Source organism: uncultured Roseobacter sp. (genome assembly GCF_947499265.1).
GTDB lineage: Bacteria > Pseudomonadota > Alphaproteobacteria > Rhodobacterales > Rhodobacteraceae > Roseobacter.
The window spans coordinates 206239-221113 of record NZ_CANMNK010000004.1 but is presented as its reverse complement, the minus strand read 5'-3'; the positions used below and the strand labels follow the sequence as shown (position 1 = coordinate 221113).

The 14875-nt window shown below is 60.9% G+C and carries 18 protein-coding genes; 1 reads left to right on the top strand and 17 read right to left on the bottom strand.

What is annotated here, in order from left to right; translation table 11 throughout:
* Positions 1-61: 61 nt before the first annotated feature.
* The 13 genes from tilS to ruvC all read right to left on the bottom strand — a co-directional run bounded on the left by tilS (position 62) and on the right by ruvC (position 10150).
* Positions 62-1309, bottom strand: a complete 1248-nt coding sequence (gene tilS / locus Q1A63_RS12010; RefSeq protein WP_298972178.1) for a tRNA lysidine(34) synthetase TilS — start codon at positions 1307-1309, stop codon at positions 62-64.
* 4 nt (positions 1310-1313) lie between these two features.
* Positions 1314-2144, bottom strand: coding sequence for a tol-pal system protein YbgF (ybgF, locus tag Q1A63_RS12005; RefSeq protein ID WP_298972175.1), 831 nt, complete (start codon positions 2142-2144; stop codon positions 1314-1316).
* A gap of 4 nt (positions 2145-2148) precedes the next feature.
* Positions 2149-2664, bottom strand: coding sequence for a peptidoglycan-associated lipoprotein Pal (gene pal / locus Q1A63_RS12000; protein ID WP_298972173.1), 516 nt, complete (start codon positions 2662-2664; stop codon positions 2149-2151).
* An 86-nt stretch (positions 2665-2750) separates the two neighbouring features.
* Positions 2751-4082, bottom strand: a complete 1332-nt coding sequence (gene tolB / locus Q1A63_RS11995) for a Tol-Pal system beta propeller repeat protein TolB (RefSeq protein ID WP_298972171.1) — start codon at positions 4080-4082, stop codon at positions 2751-2753.
* On the bottom strand, positions 4079-5236 hold the full coding sequence (locus tag Q1A63_RS11990; protein ID WP_298972168.1) for an energy transducer TonB: 1158 nt from the start codon (positions 5234-5236) through the stop codon (positions 4079-4081). The genes tolB and Q1A63_RS11990 overlap by 4 nt, the downstream gene beginning before the upstream one ends.
* On the bottom strand, positions 5208-5705 hold the full coding sequence (gene tolR, locus Q1A63_RS11985; protein WP_298972165.1) for a protein TolR: 498 nt from the start codon (positions 5703-5705) through the stop codon (positions 5208-5210). The genes Q1A63_RS11990 and tolR overlap by 29 nt, the downstream gene beginning before the upstream one ends.
* Before the next feature lie 3 nt (positions 5706-5708).
* On the bottom strand, positions 5709-6404 hold the full coding sequence (gene tolQ / locus Q1A63_RS11980) for a protein TolQ (RefSeq protein WP_298972163.1): 696 nt from the start codon (positions 6402-6404) through the stop codon (positions 5709-5711).
* 99 nt (positions 6405-6503) lie between these two features.
* Positions 6504-6902, bottom strand: coding sequence for a tol-pal system-associated acyl-CoA thioesterase (gene ybgC, locus Q1A63_RS11975; RefSeq protein ID WP_298972609.1), 399 nt, complete (start codon positions 6900-6902; stop codon positions 6504-6506).
* Positions 6899-7249 carry a nuclear transport factor 2 family protein gene (locus tag Q1A63_RS11970; RefSeq protein ID WP_299631704.1) on the bottom strand — a complete coding sequence of 117 codons (351 nt, stop codon included), beginning with the start codon at positions 7247-7249 and terminating at the stop codon, positions 6899-6901. Before Q1A63_RS11970 ends, ybgC begins: the two co-directional genes overlap by 4 nt.
* A 5-nt stretch (positions 7250-7254) precedes the next feature.
* The gene (locus tag Q1A63_RS11965) at positions 7255-7878 is read right to left on the bottom strand and encodes a hypothetical protein (protein ID WP_298972607.1); all 624 of its coding nucleotides are present in this window, start codon (positions 7876-7878) and stop codon (positions 7255-7257) included.
* Between the two features lie 57 nt (positions 7879-7935).
* Positions 7936-8958 (bottom strand): Holliday junction branch migration DNA helicase RuvB, encoded by a 1023-nt coding sequence (ruvB, locus tag Q1A63_RS11960; protein WP_298972159.1) that lies wholly within the window; start codon positions 8956-8958, stop codon positions 7936-7938.
* A gap of 29 nt (positions 8959-8987) precedes the next feature.
* Positions 8988-9647 (bottom strand): Holliday junction branch migration protein RuvA, encoded by a 660-nt coding sequence (ruvA, locus tag Q1A63_RS11955; protein WP_298972157.1) that lies wholly within the window; start codon positions 9645-9647, stop codon positions 8988-8990.
* A complete protein-coding gene (gene ruvC / locus Q1A63_RS11950; protein WP_298972155.1) occupies positions 9644-10150 on the bottom strand; it encodes a crossover junction endodeoxyribonuclease RuvC in 507 nt (168 codons plus the stop codon). The genes ruvA and ruvC overlap by 4 nt, the downstream gene beginning before the upstream one ends.
* Positions 10151-10480: 330 nt before the next feature.
* Here ruvC and Q1A63_RS11945 point away from each other — a divergent pair, with 330 nt between their 5' ends.
* Positions 10481-10699 (top strand): DUF1127 domain-containing protein, encoded by a 219-nt coding sequence (locus Q1A63_RS11945; RefSeq protein ID WP_298972153.1) that lies wholly within the window; start codon positions 10481-10483, stop codon positions 10697-10699.
* A 145-nt stretch (positions 10700-10844) separates the two neighbouring features.
* Here Q1A63_RS11945 and Q1A63_RS11940 read toward each other — a convergent pair whose 3' ends face one another.
* From Q1A63_RS11940 to Q1A63_RS11925, 4 genes are all read right to left on the bottom strand, one after another.
* Positions 10845-11186, bottom strand: coding sequence for a hypothetical protein (locus tag Q1A63_RS11940; RefSeq protein ID WP_298972151.1), 342 nt, complete (start codon positions 11184-11186; stop codon positions 10845-10847).
* A 103-nt stretch (positions 11187-11289) separates the two neighbouring features.
* Positions 11290-12165: a 50S ribosomal protein L11 methyltransferase gene (locus Q1A63_RS11935; protein WP_298972149.1), complete on the bottom strand. Its 876-nt coding sequence runs from the start codon at positions 12163-12165 to the stop codon at positions 11290-11292.
* Positions 12165-13556 carry an MATE family efflux transporter gene (locus tag Q1A63_RS11930; RefSeq protein ID WP_298972146.1) on the bottom strand — a complete coding sequence of 464 codons (1392 nt, stop codon included), beginning with the start codon at positions 13554-13556 and terminating at the stop codon, positions 12165-12167. The genes Q1A63_RS11935 and Q1A63_RS11930 overlap by 1 nt, the downstream gene beginning before the upstream one ends.
* Entirely contained in the window at positions 13553-14785 is a 1233-nt protein-coding gene (locus tag Q1A63_RS11925; protein WP_299631699.1) for an MFS transporter, read from the bottom strand. The genes Q1A63_RS11930 and Q1A63_RS11925 overlap by 4 nt, the downstream gene beginning before the upstream one ends.
* Positions 14786-14875: the final 90 nt, after the last annotated feature.

The window sequence follows — 14875 nt, the reverse complement described above, 5'->3', positions numbered from 1 at the left end:
CGCGTGGTGCGCACCGCAATGGTACCACCACCCGACTAAGATAGACACTGTGCCGACATGTTCAATGCGATAAAAGTGCGGCAAAAAATGCTTCTTCGTCGTTTTCCAGCTGCGCGTGCCATCCGTTGGCAAAGCCCGCCAAGGGTGCCGCAACCACTTCGGACCCCTTCCAGATCGCTGGCGTGCTGCACAAGAGCGCGCGCGGCCTGCCGGTTTCGCGCCAAGTCTCGATCTGGGTCAATCCTTCGGAGCCCAGGGCCGCGATGCGGGCGGCCCCATCCATCGCGCCTCCCCGCATCTGCCATCGGCCATCCCATACCTCGTTCAGCGGACAGGTCAGGTCGCGCACCGGATTAAACTCCCGAAACACCCAGAGCTTCTCGGGATCACGCCATGTCTGACAACCGTCAAGGGTCGCGGTCACACCTTGTTTCAGCGCCTCTATCATCCCCAGAACGGCCTTGCGGCGCGGTGGGTACTCTGACCCGCCAACCCAGCCAATCGCGCTCACCAGAATGCGGCGTGCCGTCTCATCCGGCAGGGTTCTGTAGGCGCGCCAGTCGATACAGACCGCGCCCGCATCAATGGTGACCATCGACCGGGCGGAGAGAAACGCCTGCCATGCCAGAGCATCCCGCGCGCGCGCCATGTTGAAGGCCACCTGCCCCAGCGTCTGCGCGTCGATGCCAAGGGGTTCCAACACCGCCAAAGCCTGACGGGTTTTGATACGGTCATATCGCGTGTCGTCATTGCTTGGGTCGTTGCACCAGGCAACACCGCGGGCTTGCAATTCGCCTCTCAGCTGGGCCCGGCGAATGGTCAGCAGGGGACGAATCCAGGTAATCCCGTCAGCCGTTCGGCGCGGTGACATGGCAGCGAGGCCATCCACACCGGCACCGCGCGCCAGGCGCATCAAAACCGTCTCTGCCTGATCATCACAGGTATGGCCCAACGCCACAAACCGCAGGCCGCGTTCACGTGCCCATTCCGAAATCAGCCGATACCGGGCCCGGCGGGCTTCGTTCTGCAGGTTTCCGTGATTGTCCCACCCTGTCCAATGCACAATCTCATGGGGTAGCTTCAGATCCCTGCAAATGCGTTTGACAAAAGCCGCTTCTTCCGCCGCTTCTGACCGTAGCCCGTGATCCACCGTAACCACATGCAGTTGCGTCCCATGAACGCCAGCGAAATCATGCAGCAAATGCAAAAGAGCGAGGGAATCGCTGCCGCCGGAGACCGCAACGCCAAGGGCGCTTGGCGGATTGGGCAGCAGGTGTTTTGCCAACACCCCGCCCGGATCCGGAGGCATTACATCATGCACAGCCCAGCGATTGCATCTCGGTACGGGCCTGTTCTGCGGCGGGATCGCTGGGGAACCGCAATCCAACCTCGCCCAGCGTGATGCAAGCCTCCTGCGTCTGTCCCAGCCCGCCAAGGGACCGGCCCAGACGGTAAAGCGACTGTGGCGCCACCGGGCCCGTCGGATCCACGCTGAAACTGTTCAGATAGGCGCGGGCGGCCTCGCGCGTGTCCCCCAGACCTTCAAGCGCTTCGCCCCGGCCAAGGTCGGCCCCGGCCGCCAGTGGCCCGCCCGGATAGGTCGCGCTGAACGTGGCAAACAGCGCGGCCGCGTTCTGAAAATCGCCTTCCGCCAAGGCAGCCTGCGCCTTTTTGAAATCTTCCTCTTCGCCAACGGCCAGTTGCGTGCCCCCTTCCGGGAGGACCGGCGCGCTACCCGCGCCGGGCGTGGGCGTCGCGGTTGTGGCAACATCACCGCCAAGGGTGGTGGTTTCGCCGAGCGCGGCAATATCGCCACCCTCCAGCTCCACCAGACGGAACTCCAGATCACCGATCCGGTTGGTGCCATCCTCGACGATCCGATTGATGCGGAACTCAAGCTCCTCGGTCTTGGAGGTCAGCCGCTGCATCTCGCTTTCGATCACGTTCATCCGGTCAAGCACGGAGCCGCCCGTCTGATCCACGGACGGCGCGCCCGTGGTCGATAACTCGCGCCGGAGCTTCTGGATTTCGACGTAGAGCACCGTCATTTCCTGACGGATGTCCGCAAGGGTCTGATCGTTCTGCGCCGCCGCGCTCAGCGGGGCCAGGGCGATACAGGTTACAAGTGCAGCTAGGATCCGCATGGCGTTACCCTGTCAATCCACCCGCCAGCACCGTCACCGCGCGGCGGTTCTTGGCGTAGCAGGCCTCGTTGGAACAAATCTCGATCGGGCGTTCCTTGCCGTAGCTGACGGTGCGCAGCCGATTGCCCGCAACCCCCTTGGACACCAGATATTCGCGCACGGAATTGGCGCGGCGGGCACCCAATGCGACGTTGTATTCGCGGGTGCCCTGTTCGTCCGCGTGCCCTTCGATGATCGCGGTAAAATCTGTGTTGGTCAGCAGCCATGTGGCCTGCCCGTCCAGAACCACCTGACCCTCAGGTGTCAGGTTCGACTGATCCACGGCAAAAAGCACCCGGTCACCGATGGTCTGGTTGAAATAGGCCGCAGATGTCGGGTCATTGGCGCTGCCCGGAACAATGGGGCCGCCCGCACCGCCGATACCCCCGCCGGCGCCATCGCCGCCCAGGCGGCTCGGGTCGGTACAGGCCGCAAGCGCAAGGCCCGCAACCAGAAGAAGAATTTTTGCTGTCGTTGTCATGGTCTCTGCCTCATATTCCAAGTTTGGTTGTTATTTTATTGGTGTTTTATCACAGGCAGACGCCCATGGAAACGATTTCAAGGGGGTCAATTCTGCAAAGGCGACCATGACGGGTCCGACCCGCCATCCGGCGTACTGATGGGTCGCAGATTACGGCCTGAAATATCAACGGAATAGAGCGACGAGCGCCCGCCTTCTCCCTGGGTTTCGCGAGTAAACATGATCACACGACCGTTCGGGGCCCATGTCGGCCCTTCATCTAGGAAAGAGGCGGTCAAAAGCCGTTCTTCGGATCCATCCGTGCGCATTACGCCGATATGAAACCGTCCGCTGTTCTGCTTGGTAAAGGCGATCAGATCCCCACGCGGTGACCAGACGGGCGTGCCATAGCGCCCGGGGCCAAAGGAGATCCGCTGCGCCTCGCCGCCGCCTGCAGGCATGATGTAGAGCTGTTGCGAGCCGGACCTGTCACTTTCAAAGACGATCTGGCTACCATCGGGCGAAAAACTCGGCGCGGTTTCAATCGACGGCGTGGAGGTCAGCCGCGTGGCCCCGCCCCCGGCGATATTCATCGCCCAGATATCGGTATTGCCGCCCTGGCTCAGCGAGAAAACGATGTTCTGCCCATCGGGGGCAAACCGGGGCGCAAAGCTCATGGTGCCGTCCTGGCTCTCCAACTCGCGGCGCTGCACCGAGCCCACGTTCAGCACATAGATGCGCGGGAAACCCGTTTCATAGCTGGTGTAGAGCACGCGGTCGCCGTTGGGCGAAAACCTCGGGGCCAAAACAATCGCGCTGCTGTCGGTCAGGTACTGCACGTTGGCCCCGTCGTAATCCATGATCGCCAGCCGCTTCTGCCGCGCATCCTTGCCGCCCGTTTCAGACACATAGACCACCCGGCTGTCGAAATACCCGCCCTCGCCGGTGATCCGGCTATAGACCGCATCCGCGACCTTATGGGCCATACGGCGCCAACCGTCGGTCGTACCGGTGAATTGCAGGCCCGAGCCCATCTCGGCCCCGGAGAACACGTCATAGAGGCGGAACTTGACGTTCAACTGCCCGCCTTGGACGGCCACCGCCCCGGTGATCAGCGCCTGTGCGTTGATCGCTTTCCAATCGGCATATTGAACGGGGGCTGCAAAGCTGCTGATGTTGCTGATGAAGGCATTTGCCGGAATTTCGCGGAAAAGCCCGGTGCCCGAGAGATCGGCGGAGACCACCTGGCTGATCTGTGCTGCCAGACCGCCAGCATCGCCGGTTTCCGCTTCAAAGATCGGCAGGGCAAAGGGCAAGGGTTCGATCACGCCCTCGGTGATCTCGATCCGCAACGGGCCGTCACTTTGCGCCTGCGCTTGGCTTACGGGCATTGCGGTCAATCCAAGGGCCGCAACCAGCATCATTCCCAGAAGTCTCATTTGATACGCATCCTTTCGGGATTGAACGTCATCTCAATATCCTGCCACTGACTATATTTTTCTACGGGTAATTCGAAACCTTTTGCGCCACATCTGATAATTGCGCGACGTGCCGCCTCAAAGGCCTGACGCGCGGCCTGCTCGGCGCCGCCGGAACTCGATGCCATGCGGATTGACGAGGTGACCGGCTTGCCATCCTGTGACATCGCAACACTGACCACCACGGTTGTCGCCAGCGCGTCCGTGGACAGCGAGCCGACGTTCCAACAGCTGGAGACCGCTACCCGCAGGGCTTCCTTTTCACCCGCCGACAGAGGCGGGCCTTGCGGCGTGGATGGTGCACTAGACTCGGTAGCCAACGCTTCGGCAAGCGCGGAGGCCACCGCATCCTCAGTAGTGTCGGAGGGCGGTTCCGCGGCGGGCGTCTCGGGTTCGGGGGTTTCAGCCGGTTGCGCCGTCTCTACCGGCGCTTCCGGTCGGCGCGCCGGAGGCCGGGCGGATGTGGTCGGCAAAGCACTCGGCTTTTCCGCCTCGGTCACGATTTCTGTTGCGGCGGCTTCGGGCGCTGTGGCTTCAGCGGGATCTTCAGGTGTCTCCCCCGCCTCATCTGGAACCACCGCTTCCTGCTCCACCGGGTCTGGTATGGCTTCGGGGTCGGGCTGAGCCACGGCTTCGGGCGCAACGCGTTCGGAAGCCTCCGGGACAGGTGTATCGCTGACCTCAGGTACCAAGACGGCCACATCCGCAGGAGGTTCCGGCAAGATTGGCGCCTCATCACTCACATCGGCCTGCGGCGGGGCCAGCTGCGACACATCCGGCGCATCCTCGGCATCCGGCGTTTCCGCCTGCGCGGGGGGCGTCTGTTCGGTTGTTGCATCATCGGTCGCCGCAATCTCCGGCGCATCCGGGGTGACTTCGGGGCTGGAAGGCTGTGCGACTTCGGTGGTCGATTGTGGCGCTTGTCCGGCGGCAACCATCGCGGCATATTCCGCGCCCGAAATCACCGAGACCGCACTTGCCTCAAACGGCAGGGGTTCAGCGGCAAAGACATCGCCAAAGATGAGCCACCCGATCAACAAGGTGTGACCCGCGCCCGAGATATAATGACCGGTATGCACCTCGGCCCTACCGATCCGCCCCGCCAGCGGCCCCATCCTGGCCGTCGAGCGTGGGCCCGCCGATATCCGTCACCAGCCCAATGTTGGAAAACCCACCCGCGTTCAGCGCGCCCATCACTTCCATCACCCGGGAATAGGGCACCGCACCATCCGCGCGCAGAAACACCTGATCACTGGTCCGTTCGGCGGCAATGGCGCGCAGTTTCGGGATCAATTCGCCTCGGGCGGTCTCGGTGGTCTGGATCTGCAGGCTGCCTTCGGCGGTAATCGTGATGGTCAGCGGCTCTTCCTGATCTGCAGGCAAAGCGCCAGCGGCGGTTTTGGGCAGCTCGACCGGCACCCCCACGGTCAGAAGGGGCGCTGCCACCATGAAGATGATCAGCAGCACCAGCATTACATCTACGAAAGGGGTGACATTGATCTCGGACATCGGCTGCGGCTTACCGCGCCCGCGACGTCTGCGCCGCGTGCCCTCGCCCTGATTTTGTATGACCCCCGCGCCCATCGGTCAGCTGTCCAACTGGCGGCTGAGGATGGTGGCAAATTCGTCGGCAAAAGCCTCGTAGCCGGAGAGGATCTTGTCGCAATCCGCACTCAGCTTGTTGTAGAAAATCACCGCCGGGATCGCCGCCAAAAGGCCAAGCCCCGTGGCCAGCAGAGCCTCGGCAATGCCAGGCGCCACAACCGCGAGGTTGGTGTTCTGCTGCTCCGCGATCTCGATAAACGCATTCATGATGCCCACGACGGTCCCGAAAAGGCCAATGAAGGGTGCGGATGACCCCACGGTTGCCAGAACGGTCAACCCACCGCGCAAGTAATCAGCCTCTTTGTTGATGGCCACATCCATCGACCGGTCAATCCGCGATGTCGCCCCCGCGATAAGCCCACCATCATCTCGGTGCGAGCGCCGCCATTCCGTCATACCGGCCGCGAATATCTTTTCCGAACTGCCTGAAGGGGCCGGGCCAACGGCCTCAAAGAGCCCGTCCAACGGTTCACCGGACCAGAACGCCTGATCAAATTCACCGGCCTCGGCACGGGCGCGCCGAAAGATCAGCAGCTTCATCACAATGATCGACCAGGACCAGAACGAGGCCACGATCAGCATGATCATCACGAGTTTGACGATTAATGTCGCGCGGGCAAACAGCCCCCAGAATGAGAAATCAATCTCATGCGCCAGTGCCAGCGTTTCTGCTTCCATGATGCCTGCTCTTTACTTTGTACCGCTTTGGGCCGTTTTGCCGACCTCAATTTCACGCGATTCTAACGAAGAACAACCGGGATTGCTATCACTATGCTGTCATGAGGCAGGACTAATTGGCATTAAGCGGAGTTCTGCTGGCAGCCGGACGGGTTTTCCCCCCGCCCCGATGCAGGCAATTGTCACATCGGCGGTAAAGAGCACGTCATCGCCGCGCAGCACTTTCTGCGCCATGATCATCCGGGCTGGTGTCAGTTTCACCAGCGCGGTGTGGACGTCCAGCGCATCGTCAAACCGCGCGGGTTGAATATAATCGGCCTCGACCCGGCGCACGGCAAAAACGACGCCCTGCGCCTTCATCGCCAACTGGTCGATGCCTATCTCGCGCACCCAGTCGCTGCGGGCCCGTTCGATGTAGCGCAGGTAATTGGCGTAATAGACAATGCCCGCCATGTCGGTGTCTTCATAGTAGACGCGGATCGGGAAGCTGTGCATCAGCCGTCTTCCGCACGATGACAAGCAGCGGCCTGCACCACCAGCCCATCAGCGCCGAAATATAGGGTTTCGGCGGCAAGCACCCCGTGGTGATTCAGATAACTGATCACCATCATGTCGTGCCCCTCGAACACGTCCTCAACGGTGAAGATCAGGTCAGGCTGCGCCTCCAGCGCTTGCGCCCAATAGCTTCGCAGCGCCGCCTTGCCACGGATCACGCCGCTGCCGGTCGACGCCTGCGCCTTGCGCGAATGAAAAAGGATATCCTCGCTATAATGCGACAGGATACGATCCAGATCATGGCTGTTCCACCCCGCTTGCCACGCTTTGGCAAAAGCCTGAAAATCCATCTCCCTCATTGCATCTGGCCCACCCGTGCCGCCAGCCTCAATGCGTGGCTGGGGTCTTGCGCAGCCGCTGGCAGGACCGGATCATAGGCCGCACGGATCAACGTGGAAATATCGGGGCGCAAAATCGTTTTATCCCCGGCCACCGCCAAGGGCGACTTTGCCCGAAACGCCGTATCTGACCACAGCAACACCGACTGCACGATCTGGCTCAGCGCCAGGGTCTCGGCAGGCACCACACTTAACTCTTCGTCCATCCGCAGGAACACAAAACACGCCTTGATCGCCCCATCCGGATCAAAGTGGAAAATCCGGTACTGATTGGCCTCAACAGATTTCAGCCGCGCCACCAGCGGGCCGAGTTCAGGGATCAGCCGGTCCAGCCCCGGCACCTCGGGCAATTCGTCCCATTCGCGAAAAAAGAACACCATCAGATTGCTGCCCAGCTCCGGATCCGTCTCCGCCATCTGATGCCCTGACAAAACCATCACCGCTTCCAGCGCCCCTTTGACAACGGACAACGTCTCATCCGTCACCCCAAAGACGATCGGGGCAATGGGCCGCCCCCACCGGGCAAAGGCAAAATCACCGCTTTCTCGGGTAAACAGCGCTTCTATCTCGGCAACCTCCATCATGCGCTTCTTCTGGCCCGAAATATCCCCGCCGGAGGCATAAATCTCTTCTCCACCCTATTTCTCGAACAAATCGGTCTGTGTTTTGGGCGGCTGCATCCCCAGATGCGTCCAGCCTTTTTGCGCCAACATCCGCCCGCGCTGGGTCCGCTGGATCAGCCCCTGTTGCAACAAAAACGGCTCGATCACCTCTTCCAACGCATCCCGACTTTCCGACAATGCCGCACTCAGCGTCTCGATCCCGACCGGGCCGCCCGCGTAGTTCTCGGCGATCAGCTGCAAATACCGACGGTCCGCCCCATCTAGCCCCAGATGATCCACACCCAGCCGCGTCAGCGCCATATCGGCAAGGTCACGGGTCACATGGCCATCCCCCTCAACCACGGCGAAATCCACGACGCGGCGCAACAACCGTCCGGCAATCCGCGGGGTACCCCGTGCACGGCGCGCAATCTCCCGGGCGCCGCCTTGATCCGCCGGGGCCCCAAGCTTGCGGGCATTGCGGTCCACAATGACAAAAAGCTCGTCCTCGGTGTAGAACTGCAGCCGTGTGGGAATGCCGAACCGGTCGCGCAAGGGCGTGGTCAGCAACCCCATACGCGTGGTCGCCCCCACCAGCGTAAAGGGCTGCAATTCGATCCGCACGGTGCGCGCCGCAGGGCCTTCGCCAATCACCAGATCCAGCTCGAAATCCTCCAGGGCCGGGTAGAGCACTTCTTCCACCGCCGGGTTTAGCCGGTGAATCTCATCGATAAACAAAACATCGCGTGGTTCCAGATTGGTCAGGATTGCCGCCAGATCACCCGCCTTGGCCAGAACCGGCCCACTGGTCATGCGGAACCCCACGCCCAGTTCCCGCGCCATGATCTGGGCCAATGTCGTCTTGCCTAAGCCCGGGGGCCCGTGGAACAGCGTATGATCCATCGCCTCCCCACGCTGCCGCGCCGACTGAATAAAAACACGCAGGTTTGCGCGGGCCTCCGCCTGCCCGACAAATTCATCGAGCATCTGCGGCCGCAGGGCGCGGTCCACATCCTCAGGCATCGGCTCGGGCCGCACGGTGGGGTCGATGTCGCTCATAAGATGTCCTGTACCGGGCTCACCGCACCCTAGCCCTTGGGCGCCAGAAGTTTCAACGCCGCACGGATCAATGCAGGTGTATCAGCGTCCGGCGCTTCCCCTGCCGCCTGCGCCACTGCCCCCGCCGCATCACCAGGGCCGTAGCCAAGGTTGCCCAGGGCCGAAAGCGCATCCGCCTGTGCGGAGGAGGCCACCTGCGCAGCAGGTGCAGCCGGGGGAGAGGTCTCGATGACCTCCGCCACGGCTTCTCCACTGGCGGCGGCAACGGTCCCGCCCATCGCCATCACGCCGGGGGCCTTGTCTTTCAAATCAAGCACAACGCGCTGTGCGATCTTGGGCCCGACGCCCTTGGCCGCCTTGACCGCATTCCAATCACCCAAGGCAATGGCCCGGCTCACCCCGTCGGGTCCCAAAGTGCCCAGAATGGCCAGGGAAGCTTTGGCACCCACGCCCTGAACCGAGGTCAGCAATCGGTGCCATTCCTTCTCCGCCAATGTGGTGAAGCCGAAAAGCTGCATCAGGTCCTCGCGCACCACCAGATCGGTGAACAGAGCCACGACCTCTCCAACCCCGGGCAGCGCCGCCATGGTCCGATCCGAGCAATAGACCAGATAGCCGACACCGCGCACATCGATCAGCACATGGTCGGCGGCTCTGTAATCAATCCGCCCGGTAATCTTGCCAATCATGCACGCGCCCTTTCGATGGCTGCACTCAACCCGCCGGCACCGCTATGATGCGCGTGGCAAATCGCAATCGCCAGCGCGTCAGCGGCATCCGGTCCCGTAATCTCCGCGCCGGGCAGTTGCAGCTGGACCATGTGCAAGACCTGGGCCTTGTCCGCATGGCCGACACCAACCACGGCCTTTTTCACTGTATTCGGCGCATATTCACCAACGCTGATCCCCGCCTGCGCGGGCACCAGCATTGCGATCCCCCGCGCCTGACCGAGCTTGAGCGTGCCTGCACCATCCTTATTGACAAATGTCTGTTCCACCGCCGCCTGTTGTGGCGCGAATTCTGCGATAATGACAGATAGCTGCTCGTGCAGTGACAACAGCCGCTGGCTCAGATCTGTCCCTGATGATTTGCAGATTCCATTGGCAACATGCGAAATCCGGCTGCCGGCAACATCCACCATGCCCCAACCGAGGTTGCGCAACCCCGGATCGATACCAATTATGCGTATCACAAGCCCTGCCCCGACATTTTGATGCTTTTTGTACGCATTAGCACGAAAGGCGAACATCCGCCAAGCAGTTCCTTTATCCTAAGGCGCAACACCGGTTTTGACGTGGCAGCAGGTCTCACGGTCCAAATGCGGCATGATCCGGCACGTTTTCGACAGACACCACCAAAGATTTTCCATTTTTTTACGGTGCGTTAACCACGTATTCGACCCATGCGAAAAATGCATATCACACATGCATTTTCACATCTTGCTGAAAATCTAGGCAGGTCCTATCTGAGCCTCACAACACACCGGCCAGACCGGTTCACCTTCAGACAAAGGACGGCTAACATGACTACTTTTGACACTTCCCGCACCACCTATGGCTCCGCATCCGTTGCAAGCCGTTTCTCCAGCTTCATCAACACCACAATCGCTTCTGTGGTGGCATGGAACGACGCGCGCGTCACACGCAACGCGCTGGCGACATTGTCCGATCGTGAGCTTGAAGACATCGGCCTGAGCCGCTCCGACATCGACACCGTCGCGGAAAGCCACATCATCCGCTAAGCGGTATCGCTCTTCAAACGACAGAGCCTTTTGAAAAGAAAAACCGCCCCTTCTTGATTGAAGGGGCGGTTTTTTTACCAGTGAACATCATTGGAGGGACATTCGATTACACACTCGGAACGCGTCACGCGCGCTCCGTACCAATTCAAGGTATCATCTTCGTGAATGTTTCCGCCAGATAGCGCGAAACGACATCGGGTTGCATCACCCAGGCCGCAGCCTGTTCAAAAACGGTCCCGGAACTCAGCGCTGCAATGCGGTTTTCATAGGTGGCAAGCCCGGTCGAGGTCAGCAGCAGGGCCTTGAACAAAAACACACCGACACCCATCAGAACAATTGTGCGCGGGCGGATCGGCGACCGTACCCGCTTGGGCTCGACCATGATAAGGCCGTCTTCGCCAATTTTTGCGGTATATCCACGCGCCATTTTTCTGTGCTTGGTTGTAAGCACCGCAAGGCGTTTTTCAAATTGAGCGTAATCAGACACCACACTCTCCTGACAATCAGGCCCCCACCGGATCATCATCAAATTGGCTTAAAAACGCATAAAACTCAACGCAAACAGGTCAAATAAGGCGGAAGTGAGGCAATTAAGGCAGTTCTCTACTCAGAGTAAGCGTCGTCCAGTCAACAATCTCTTCTCGGTGCTCAAGATTGATGCCAGCCTGCGCATAAACTGCGATCACCTCATCCGCCTGTTCATTCAAAATGCCCGATAGAATCGCATGTCCGTCCGGTTGCAAGTGACGTGCCATATCGGGCGCGAGCGCCACCAGAGGCCCTTTCAGGATATTGGCAAAGATCAGATCAAAGGGGGCCGCCGCCAACAAGTCGGGATGGTCAAAGCCTGCGGCTTCCACGCATTTTACCCCTCCCTGCAGACCGTTTGCGGCCACATTGCTCGCGGCAACATCGACAGCCACCTGATCAATATCGCTGGCCAGCACCGGGTTCGGCCAGATCCGCGCCGCCGCCATCGCCAACACCGCCGTACCACAGCCAATATCGGCGACGTTCAGCCCCGTCTTGCCCGCCGTCGCGAGCCTGTCCAGCGCGCGCAGGCATCCCAATGTCGTACCATGGTGACCGGTGCCAAAGGCCATCGCCGCCTCGATCAACAAAGGCTCACAACTTGCGGGCACCTTGTCCGCGTCATGGCTGCCGTAGACAAAAAAACGTCCCGCCGCGACCGGTGCCAATTCGCGGCGCACGTGGGCCACCCAATCGGTTTCCGGCAGTTCGGATATGACGAATGGCTTTGCCCCCATCGCGGTCGCCAGCAGGGTCAGCGCCGTGTCATCCGGCGTTTCGGTGAAATAGGCCCCGACTTCCCAGAGACCGGAGCCATCCTCGACCTCGAACACCCCGACACCCGTCGGTTCCGGATCAAGCCGCTCCATCGCCGCTCCCAGTTTTTCAGCGGCAGCTTTCCCCGGCAGGGTTGTGAGGGCAGTGAAGGTTGGCATCAACGTCTCCGATATCGGTCGGGGTTCGGGTAGGGCCGCGCAGGCGGAAGGTCAAGCGCCTCTGGCGGTACGGGTCTGAGGCCTTGCACGTACCGCCATCCCCAGAGCGCCGAGGCAAGACCGACACATGCACCGGCCGCCGCCTGCCCATAGATCACGCCGGGCGCACCGTAATACGTCGCAAGGAACGCAGCGGACGGCCAGCTGAGCAGGCCATCCTTGATCCAGTTCACAAGCGTGGACCGCCCCGGTTTGCCCAGATTGTTGAAGGCGGCATTTGAGACAAAAAGCGCCCCGATGAAAATAAACCCACCCACACCGATCATCGTGAAGGCGTAAAGCACGTCAGCCCCCTGCCCGGTCAATCCGAAGGCACGGGTGAAAAAAGGGGTGGCCAGTGCCAGCAGCGCCCAGGTGACCAGCGTATAGGCCAGACAAAAGATCAGGGCATCGCGATAGGTGCTGCGCAGCCGGTCACAGTGGCCAGCGCCGAAGTTTTGCCCGAAGATACCGCCAATCGCGCCCGAAAGCGCAAAAATCCCGCCAAAGGCCACCACTGTCAGTCGGCTCACAACGGCCCAGGCGGCCACGGCATCATCCCCAAAGGGTGCGATGACGATGGTCAGAAAATAGTTGCCTGCTGGGGTTGCCATTTGCGTAGCGATGGCGGGCAGCGCCACCACCATATAGGGGCGCAAAATTGTGCGCGTGCTGGCCAGTGTCGGCCATGCGATCAGATTGTGCTGAACCGCCGCGAAATAGAGGCCCAACCCCATCAGCGCGATGCGAAAGCTGACGAGCCCAATGGCGGCACCGTCAAGCCCAAGGCCCAGCCAAAGGATCAGGATCGGGTCGACCACCATCAAGAGGGTGCCAGACAGTAGCGTCACATACATCGCCTTGGCGCCAAGCCCCTCTGCCCGCAGCGTACCTGATGCGATCATGCCAACGGCCATGAAGACAAGCGACGGCATGGTGAAGCCGAGATACCGTGCTGCCAGCGCCGCCGTTTCGCCCGAGGCCCCGGCGAAGGCCACCAGATCATGTCTGAAAATCACCACAAGGGCGGCAACGCAGGCCTGAATGCTGGTCGCAATGACAATGGCCGCCCCTGCCTGCGCCCGCGCGGCGTCCCGCTTACCGGCCCCGATGCTGCGCGACACCAGCGCGGTGGCGGCGATCATCAGGCCAACGCCGGAGGAGACCGAAAAGAACTGCACCGCAAAGGCAAAACCAATGGCGGCCACCAGCGTGGGATCGCCCAATTGCGAAATCCACAACAGATTGGCCGCATCCACCAGGAAAACAAATGTGATGCCCAGTGCGCCGGTTGCGGTCATCCGCACGACATGCCCCATGGTGGAGCCTGTCAGAAAGCGCGCGTCGCTCATTCCGCCGCGGTCGGCACCGGCCGCGAAAAGATCGTCTCATTGCCCGCTTCGGGATGGCGCGGGATGAGCGTCGCTAGGATCAGTGACACCCCCGCCATCGCCGCCGCCAAAAAGAAGACGGCCGCAGGCGACACCAGCCACATCAGCCCGAGCATCACCGGCAGGAACACCGCAGCGATATGATTGATGGTAAAGGCGACCGCTGCGGTCGGGGCGATATCCCCCGGATCACCGATCTTCTGGAAATAGGTCTTCATCGCCAGCGCCAGCCCAAAGAACATGTGATCGATCACATAGAGTGCTGCGGCGACGGCAAACCCCCAGTCAAAGAAATAGACACCGCCATAAGCCAGAAACACGCAGACCAGCCCGGCGTATTCGAAAACCAGCGCATTACGCTCCCCGTAACGGGCCACGATATGCCCCAGAAAGGGCGCCACACACATGTTGATCACCAGGTTGATCAGATAGAGGCCCACAACCTCATGCACCTCAAAGCCAAACTTCTCGACCATCATGAAGCCCGCAAAGACCATGAAGATCTGCCGCCGCGCGCCGGACATGAACTGCAGTGCGTAATAGAGCCAGTAGCGTTTGCGCAGCACCATCTTCTTGATCTGCGGATGCGGGGCCTCGAACTGCGGATAGGCAATCAGCGCAAAGAGGGCGATGGCCGCGGTGATCCCGCCACCGAACATGAAGACGATGTTGTAGCTTAGCCCCAGAGGCTCCCACAGGATCATGATCACGAAGTAGACAATGAAAGTCGCAGCAGAGCCGGTGGCCAGCAACCATCCCAAAATCTGCGGCGCGCGGTCCTTGGGCAACCACTGCAATTGCAGCGACTGGTTGACCGTCTCATAATAATGAAAGCCCACGGAGCTGAGGAAGGTGAGGATCAGAATGCCCGTCAGCTGCGGGAATTGCGCGGTGATTGCCGTTGCGGCACCCAGCAGCACCAGGGACACCAGCCCCAGCACTTGTTCCCGCACAAACAGGATGACGGCAATGACCCCCACGGCCAGAAACCCTGGTATTTCCCGGATCGTATGCAGCAGGCCAATGTCGGCGCCATCAAAGCCTGCGACTTCCTTGGTGAAATTGTTCAGCAGCGCGTACCAGGTGAAAAAGGCCACCGGCATCGCGAAAGCCATCAGAAACAGCAAGGTGATCGGACGCCGCCAAAACGGCATCTGTCGCGCGTCTGAGAGAGGAACAAATTGGGCCATGAACCCGGCATATGCTGTTTGCCCCCCTTTGGCGAGGCGCAAAAAAGCACAAGCTCTGTCCGGTGACGCGCAGGGGTTTCTTCTGGCCCT